Here is a 7,524-nt window from a genome sequence, read left to right as displayed (position 1 = left end):
AGCTGTGCAGTCCGTACTCTGAAATAGCTGCCGCTCTGTACGTAGAAAGTACTTGGAGAGTAGTTCACACCACCGCCGATGTTGGCAGAAGGGTAGGTGTTTGAGGTACCTTCGCCATGCCAGCGATTATCAAAGAAATCCTTTGTGAAGTTCTCGTTACCATAGCGCCAGCCCAGGTTCGCATTGTAAACATCAACTCCGGAAACACCCTGGAAATCGAGCATCAGATCTATGTTCTTGTAATTCCAGTTGGTATTGATCCCGTATGTGAACTTTGGGTTTGGGTTACCAATTACTTGTCTGTCAAGACCGGTAATAGCGCCGTCAGGTTTGCCCGAAGTACCACTTATATCACGGTACCGGAAGTCACCTGGTTTTGCTGTTGGCTGTGCCGACTTGGCGATTTCATCCTGATTCTGGAAAATACCATCGACAACATATCCGTAGAAAGAACCGATCGGGTCACCAACACGCGTGCGGGTTGCAAGCGCGCCGCTGGTAAGTCCAACACCACCATCATAGATCGGGTTGGCACCACTGGTTACTGCAAGTACCTTGTTTTCATTAAAGCCTCCATTTACACCGATGCTGTAAGTAAGATCTTTGCCGATCTCATCTCTCCAGTTCAAAGCAAATTCAAAGCCTTTGTTCTGGAAATCAGCCTGGTTACCAACGATCCGTCCCGATTGTGTACCAATGGAAGCCAGTACTGGTATATCAAAAATGGCCCTTTCCGTTTTCTTGATATAATAATCAAGTTCAACTGTCAGTCGCGATTTCAGGAATGCAGCTTCCAAACCTACGTCAGTACCCACACCGCGTTCCCAGTAAGTAGTAGGCGGGATAATAGTGTTAATGCTTGCGCCGGTATTGATAAGGTTGTTTCCGAAAATGGCCGCCAGGTTACCGCCGGTTGCTACTGTCAGTGTAGACAGGTTCGAAGGCACTGACGCATTTCCTATTTTACCCCAGCTTCCTCTCACTTTCAGATTGTCAAAGAAATTCTGGTTTTTCATAAAAGCCTCATTGCTGATTACCCAGCCAGCTCCGACAGAAGGGAAGTAGCCCCAGGCATTTCCGCCCTGGTAGAACTTGGAAGAACCGTCAGCACGAAGAGAAGCGTTGATCAGGTAACGATCACCAAAGGAGTAATTTACCCGACCGAAATAAGAAGCATATGTTCCCAGGTCACCTTCATCGATTACATTGCGGCCTTCGGTGTTACCAAGCGACAGGTACAAATCGCCTTCACTGGTATATGGAACATTCAATGCAGTAGCAGTCAGTTTATAAGACTGATCCCGCTGAGCTGACTGGCCCAAAAGTGCAGTAAAGCTATGCGATCCGAACTCTTTGGTATAAGTCAATGTGTTTTCAAAGATCCAGTAGCGTGCCTGCGGGCGGGTAAAGCTGAGCAAGCTTGTGTTATTACGCTGCTTGAAAGTGGCCGCGTATTCCGGGTTGTAAAAGCGTGTTTCATCCTGAGAGTACCGGCCACCCAGGCTTGTTCTGAATGTCAGACCTGTCATAGGCGTGAATTCCGCGTATGCATTACCGGTCAACAAAGTTCTTTTCGTATTCTGGTTGTAGTAGTCGATGGTAACCTGCGGATTAAAGTTGTTGGCGTCTCCAAGATTAAAGTCGTTTGGATCACCATAAGAACCATCTTGTTTGTACACAGGTACAATGGGAGCCGCAGTGTACAACTGTCTGAAAATTCCGCCTGCTTCGTCTTTTGATTTGCTGAAAGAACCTGTGGCAGTATAACCCACTTTCAAGCTCTTCAAAACTTGAAAATCATTTTGAAGGCGGGCAGTGTAGCGTTTGAAGTTGTTTTTCTGTACAACACCATCCTGATCCAGGTACCCAAGTGAGAAGTTATAGCTCGATTTTTCTCCTCCGCCGCTGATTGAAAGCTGATGATTTGTAACCTTCGCTGTTCTCAAAATCTGATCGTACCAGTTAGTACCTTCGCCAAATTGGTTTGGGTCAAGAATGTTCTCTTTGCCATTGATATTGCTCAGCTCATTGACCATCGTGGCGTACTCTTTTCCATTCGCCATTTTGACCTGGTTAGTCACTTTCTGGAAGCCGACAAAGCCATTGTAATCCACAATTGCTTTTCCGGACTTACCTTTTTTCGTTGTAATCAGGACAACCCCATTGGCAGCGCGTACACCGTAAATGGATTGACTTGAAGCATCTTTCAGGATGTTCATGCTCTCGATATCACCGGAGTTCAGGAAGCTGATATCATCAAACCAGACACCGTCGACAACGTAAAGCGGGTTAGCGCTTCCATAGGCGGTACCCACACCCCTGATCCTGATTTGCGGAGCTTCACCTGGCTTACCTGAGTTGTTGATCTGCACACCTGCTACCTTTCCCTGCAAGCCGCTCACCGCGTTCATCGAAGGCTGCCGGGATATGTCTTCCCCTTTGATCTGGACTACAGAACCTGTTACATCAAGCTTGCGCTGGCTACCATAACCTACAATCACCACTTCATTCAATGCTTTCGCATCTTCCTGAAGTCCGACGTTGATCACAGTTTGTGTGCCCACCGTAATTTCCTGCGCGGTCATGCCGATCATCGAAAATACAAGCACCGCCTGACCCGACGGAACCCTGATTGCATAGTTGCCTTCTGCATCAGTTGGGACGCCCGTTGTAGTACCCTTTATAAGCACGCTTGCTCCCGGAAGTGATAAAGCGTCTGTTGCGGATGTTACTTTTCCTGTAACATCTATTTCCTGGGCAAAGGATGAAGTCCCGACTGCCAGGAAAACAAGCATGTACAGTAACCGTACAATAGTTTTCATTTGGTATCAATAAAAAGTTGATTGAACTATTAAAGGAATTAATTGACTTCAAATTTAAATCCGAAGTAAGAGGGAAATCAAAAAATGAACTACATCACCACTACATCACTGGGAATAATGCAAGGTTTATCGAGATTATGCGGGCTTTGTAGTAGATATGTCCTATCGTATCAAACATCCATCATAAACTGAACCAGATTGTCATCGTTGCCCAAACCCAGTTTTTTGCGCAGGCGATAGCGCTTTATTTCCACACCGCGGATTGAAATTCCGAGTACCGGCGCCATTTCTTTGGTAGATAAATTCATGCGTAGACAGGCGGCGAGCCTGAGCTCCGAGGGGGAGATTGTGGGAGAGAGCTGACGAAGCCGTTTGAAAAACTGTTCATGTACCTCATCAAAGTTTTGTTCGAAAAGCTCCCAGTCGTCTTTGCCGGCGACATTGCGCTCAATGCTATGCAATAACTTTTGATAATGAATATTGGGCAGCTGGTGACCGAGCTCGGCTTTTACCTGTTTCAGTTCGTTACTGATCTCTTCCAGGATCTCATTCTTTCGAACCACATTAATAGCCACATTGCTGAGTTGCTGACTTTTGCTCTGAATTTCACTTTGCAGCTTCTCATTCTGGATCTGCATGATCTGCCTTTCGCTGGAAAGTCGCTGCTGCCGGAGTTTTTCTTCCTGTTCCTCGATCAGCCTTTTGCGATGACGGGAGAGACGCTTTTCCTGGTAAAAGATCAGTCCGCACAATGCGGTAACGATCAGAATCGTAAAAAGGCTTCTTGCAAACAGCGTTTCGCGCCAGAGCGGCTGAACACTGAAACGGTATGAAGTAACCAGATCGTTGAGGTTGCTGCGAACTTCGAAAACATAATCTTCCGATTCGAGGTTGGTAAATTCGACAAAGTTCTGGTCAGTCCATTCCGACCATTGATCCGTCAATCCCTTTAAACGATACTTGTATTGAATGTTGCGGCCATATTCGGGTACGGAATACGAAATACGGATCGCCCGCACATCCCTGGGTAGACTCGGATTATTGGTCACTGCATAAGTTTCAGACAAGCTGCGCAGGTTGGCCACTTTACGGATCATGGGCGCAGAATCCGTATTGCCGGCGTCAGTATCGGAAGATCTGTCGTAGAGCGCATATCCATTATCCAGGCATAAGAAGTAATGTTTTTTTGTTACCGGGATAATCGTTTCACTGTTCCGGACCAGTTTTAAAGATAAATCGCGTGGTCTATTGCCCGGTGAATAAAAGGTAACCCTGTTCATGAAAACTTTAAACCAATCATCGCCAATACCGGTGCGAACTTTAAATGCTTCCTCTTCGGGCATGAAGTCCGTGCTGGTTTTTAAACTTTGCTGCCCCTCGGGTTCCAGGAATGTATTAGCAGACCGGATATGTATTTTGTTCCGCCAGTTGAAAAGCTCCACTGAAAACTCGCTGGGTATGTTGGCCGGGGAATGAAACTCCTGCCATTTCAATGCAGCGTCCAGACGGGGCGTGAGCTGGGCCAGGAAAAGTCCTTTATAAGCGTGTGCGAGCCAGAAAAAACCATTTTTATCCGCAGCGATCTGGCGGATTGGCGTAGGAGGTACTCCCTTTACAGGATACGCGTATGTCCATTGGTTTTGTGCATTTTTCTTGTAGGTATGTAGTCCATTATATGCGCCTTGCAACAACAATGTGTCGCTTCCACTTTTGATCGGTAACATAATCCAGCCACCGGTAATACCGGACACCTTCCTGATCCCATTCTCTTCAATGCTGTAAGTGGCGTCATTGTGTCCGCAGAGCAGCTGGTCGTCGAACACTTTCAGCATCCAGGTCTGCCCCTCCAATCCGGGAACTGCTTTAAAAGGCTCTGATGAAAGCCATTTTTTTACAAAAACACCCTTATTTGAACCCACGTAAAGTTTACCCCGCCAGATAGCCGCCGCGTAAGTGGAGCCGAGCGGATTGTCATTTGTCTGATAGGAAATAACGGGCGAGGACATAGCTACCAGGCTGATTCCCTGATCCATTCCAATCCAGAGCTTTTTATGGCGATCCTCAGAGAGTGCGATAACAGTATTGTTTTGCAAACCCGTTGTCTTGTTAAAACGATACTTTACCTCACCATTTTTCGACAACACATACACGCCATTCTGAATGGTACCGAGTACAAGGCTGCTATCCCGTGAAAGTATAATGGCTTTGTTAATGATATTCTGCTTCAATTCTTCCGAAACAGGAATTTGCCAAGGGATTAACACACCGTTTTGCCAGATAAAAAGCCCGTTTTTGGTAGTCGTGATCAGAATGCGCTTGCCTGGAAGTGGCAGCATGGAGGAGATAATAGACGTCGCAAGTGACTCTGTGCCCGGCAGCCGCGAGAATGTTGTGCCTTTTAACTCATAAATCCCTTTATCGATAACCGGTACCAGCACGCGATTTTGTACATAGCGGAGGAACATGAAATTACCGTCCGCCTGCATTTCGGTCAGGTTCTTTCCATCGTACCGGTATATTTTCGCAAATGACTGAAAGTAGATGTATTCGGGCGTTTTGAGAATATGCCAGATCTCTTCGGTTTTGAGACTTTTGAAATTGGCTTTTTTGCTAAGCGAATGATATTTCAGTTGTCCGTCCGCCGCGCGCAGCCAGTAGCCAAATTCAGAAAAGCCGCCGACATAGATGCGCTGCTCCTGAACCGGGGGCCGTTTTGTCTTGCCTGCAAGCGGCGGTATGACGGTAATCTCGTCGCAAAGTACGGTGCGTACGATCTGCCCGTCGGGTAGCGGGTACAGCTTCCATGAAGCCCCGTCGTATTCCATTAAACCGTCTGAGTTAGCGGAATATATGATCCCCTCAGAGCTTTGGCTGATCGCCCAGTTTTGATTGTGGGCCTTGTATTCTGACGAATAATAGTTAACCAAAGGTGGTGTTTCCTGGGCAAAAACCTGGGAGAAGATGCAGAAAAAAACAAGTATAGCACTACCCGAACGTGCCTTATGATTCAGGCTTGCAAAAACATTCATGTCAATAAATGAAAAAAATACTTTCTATTTTCTTGCTTACCGGCTCAGTTTCAATGGCGCAGGTAAAACCCACAGATGACAATACCAGGAACGACATTCGGTACAATCTTAACGAATCAGGGTCGCATTATGTAAAAGTAACTTTCACGAACCAGGCATGGTTCCGTTTCAACGAAAGTAACCCCGGCACTACCGTGCTTGGCGATCCGAAGACAAACACATTCGACATTGGTCTGCGGCGTACCCGCATGCAACTATTCGGACAAATCACAGACCGGATCTTCTTCTATACCCAGTTTGGGATGAACAATTTCAATAAGGTAAGTGCATCCCCTGCCTACAATACCACGGGAACTCCCAGTAACAGGAAAGTCGCTGCATTTTTTCACGACGCATTGGGCGAGTATGAAATCCAGCGGAAAGGAACGAGCTTCATTCGGTTTGGGGGCGGTTTGACGATTGTTAATGGTTTTTCCCGCTTCTCACAGCCCGGCATCGGTTCTATCATGACCATGGATGTACCTGTTTTTGCGCAGGCTACCGTGGACCAAACCGATCAGTTTGCCAGAAAGCTCGCTGTTTACAGCCGGGGGCAGATCGGGAAGGTGAATTACCGGGTCAGTGTTGCAGATCCTTTTCCGGTTGAAACAAATGGATCCGCCACTGCGGCGATCAATCAGAATGCAGTCTTTTCCCAGCGTCACCATCACAAGCAATTTGAAGGATTGTTGATCTACAACATTTTTGAAACAGATGATAACACAACGCCGGGCTACCTGACCGGTACTTATCTCGGAAAACGCCGCGTGCTGAACATTGAAGCTGGTATCAATGCTCGCAAAAATGCCACATGGAGGCGGGAGGGTGTTGATACCTTGTATCATAATATGACTTTGTGGTCTGTGGCAGCTTTTCTGGATATGCCGGTCGATAACGCAAAAGGCACCGCGGTATCCGCCTATTTAGGTTATTTCAGTACTGATTATGGCAGGGGATACCTGCGTTACAACGGGATTATGAACCCTGCAACTGGTACCACCCAGCCCATTGCAGGCGTAGGCGGTACCCAGGGAAATGCTTACCCGATGTTTGGGACAGGCAGTGTGATCTATGCGCAGGCAGGTTATAAATTTAAAGATGGACTACTGGGCAGTCAGGGAACATTAATGCCTTATGCTTCGCTTCAATATGCCGACTATGACCGCCTTCGGGATGGTATGAGTGTTTTCAATGTGGGTTTAAACTGGCTGATCAAAGGGCACACTGGTAAAATGTCGCTTAACTACGAAAACCGGCCCGTTTACCGCAGCAGCAGTGTTGTCAATGAGCTGGAAGCAAACGGGCGCCGCGGGGCTGTGACTTTGCAATACCAGGTTTCCATTTAATCAAAAATTGAAATTCACCCTTGCAAAGATGTATCGCCCATTTACACCCATTTGCTGAACGCGGCGCGAGTATACAAAGCGGCCCAGACTCACATTCCCTGAATGCGTGTGTTTATCCTGGTACACATCGAATACATTGTTTGCACCTATGGAAAAATTGATCCCTTTTACGATGTTGAAATTGAATGCAAGGTCCGTGACAAGTTTTGCACCGAAGGTTTGATCCAGCGTTTCTTTTTCGCCTGTCAATATGTTGACGGGCCAGGAGTCAGGTTTTGCCGGATCTAT

Annotated in this window: 3 protein-coding genes and 1 pseudogene; 1 reads left to right on the top strand and 3 read right to left on the bottom strand. The window is 46.9% G+C overall.

Annotated elements, in window-relative coordinates; genetic code table 11:
* Positions 1-2,822 (bottom strand): SusC/RagA family TonB-linked outer membrane protein (locus tag ACTIE6_RS01090; protein WP_439554869.1); only part of this gene is annotated, 2,822 nt, incomplete at its 3' end.
* A 170-nt stretch (positions 2,823-2,992) separates the two neighbouring features.
* Entirely contained in the window at positions 2,993-5,851 is a 2,859-nt protein-coding gene (locus tag ACTIE6_RS01085; RefSeq protein ID WP_439554868.1) for a triple tyrosine motif-containing protein, read from the bottom strand.
* An 8-nt stretch (positions 5,852-5,859) separates the two neighbouring features.
* Between ACTIE6_RS01085 and ACTIE6_RS01080 the strand changes: the two genes are divergently transcribed.
* Positions 5,860-7,236, top strand: a complete 1,377-nt coding sequence (locus tag ACTIE6_RS01080) for a hypothetical protein (protein WP_439554867.1) — start codon at positions 5,860-5,862, stop codon at positions 7,234-7,236.
* Here ACTIE6_RS01080 and ACTIE6_RS01075 read toward each other — a convergent pair.
* Positions 7,237-7,524: pseudogene (locus tag ACTIE6_RS01075) on the bottom strand (TonB-dependent receptor); the annotation flags it as partial.

Source organism: Dyadobacter sp. (genome assembly GCF_051859145.1).
Classification (GTDB): Bacteria; Bacteroidota; Bacteroidia; order Cytophagales; family Spirosomataceae; genus Dyadobacter.
This window is presented reverse-complemented; position numbering and strand designations above follow the sequence as displayed.

Excerpts from the sequence above, each read along its gene's own strand:
- ACTIE6_RS01085 (WP_439554868.1), bottom strand. The coding sequence starts at position 5,851 with ATGAATGTTTTTGCAAGCCTGAATCATAAGGCACGTTCGGGTAGTGCT.
- ACTIE6_RS01080 (WP_439554867.1), top strand. The coding sequence starts at position 5,860 with ATGAAAAAAATACTTTCTATTTTCTTGCTTACCGGCTCAGTTTCAATG.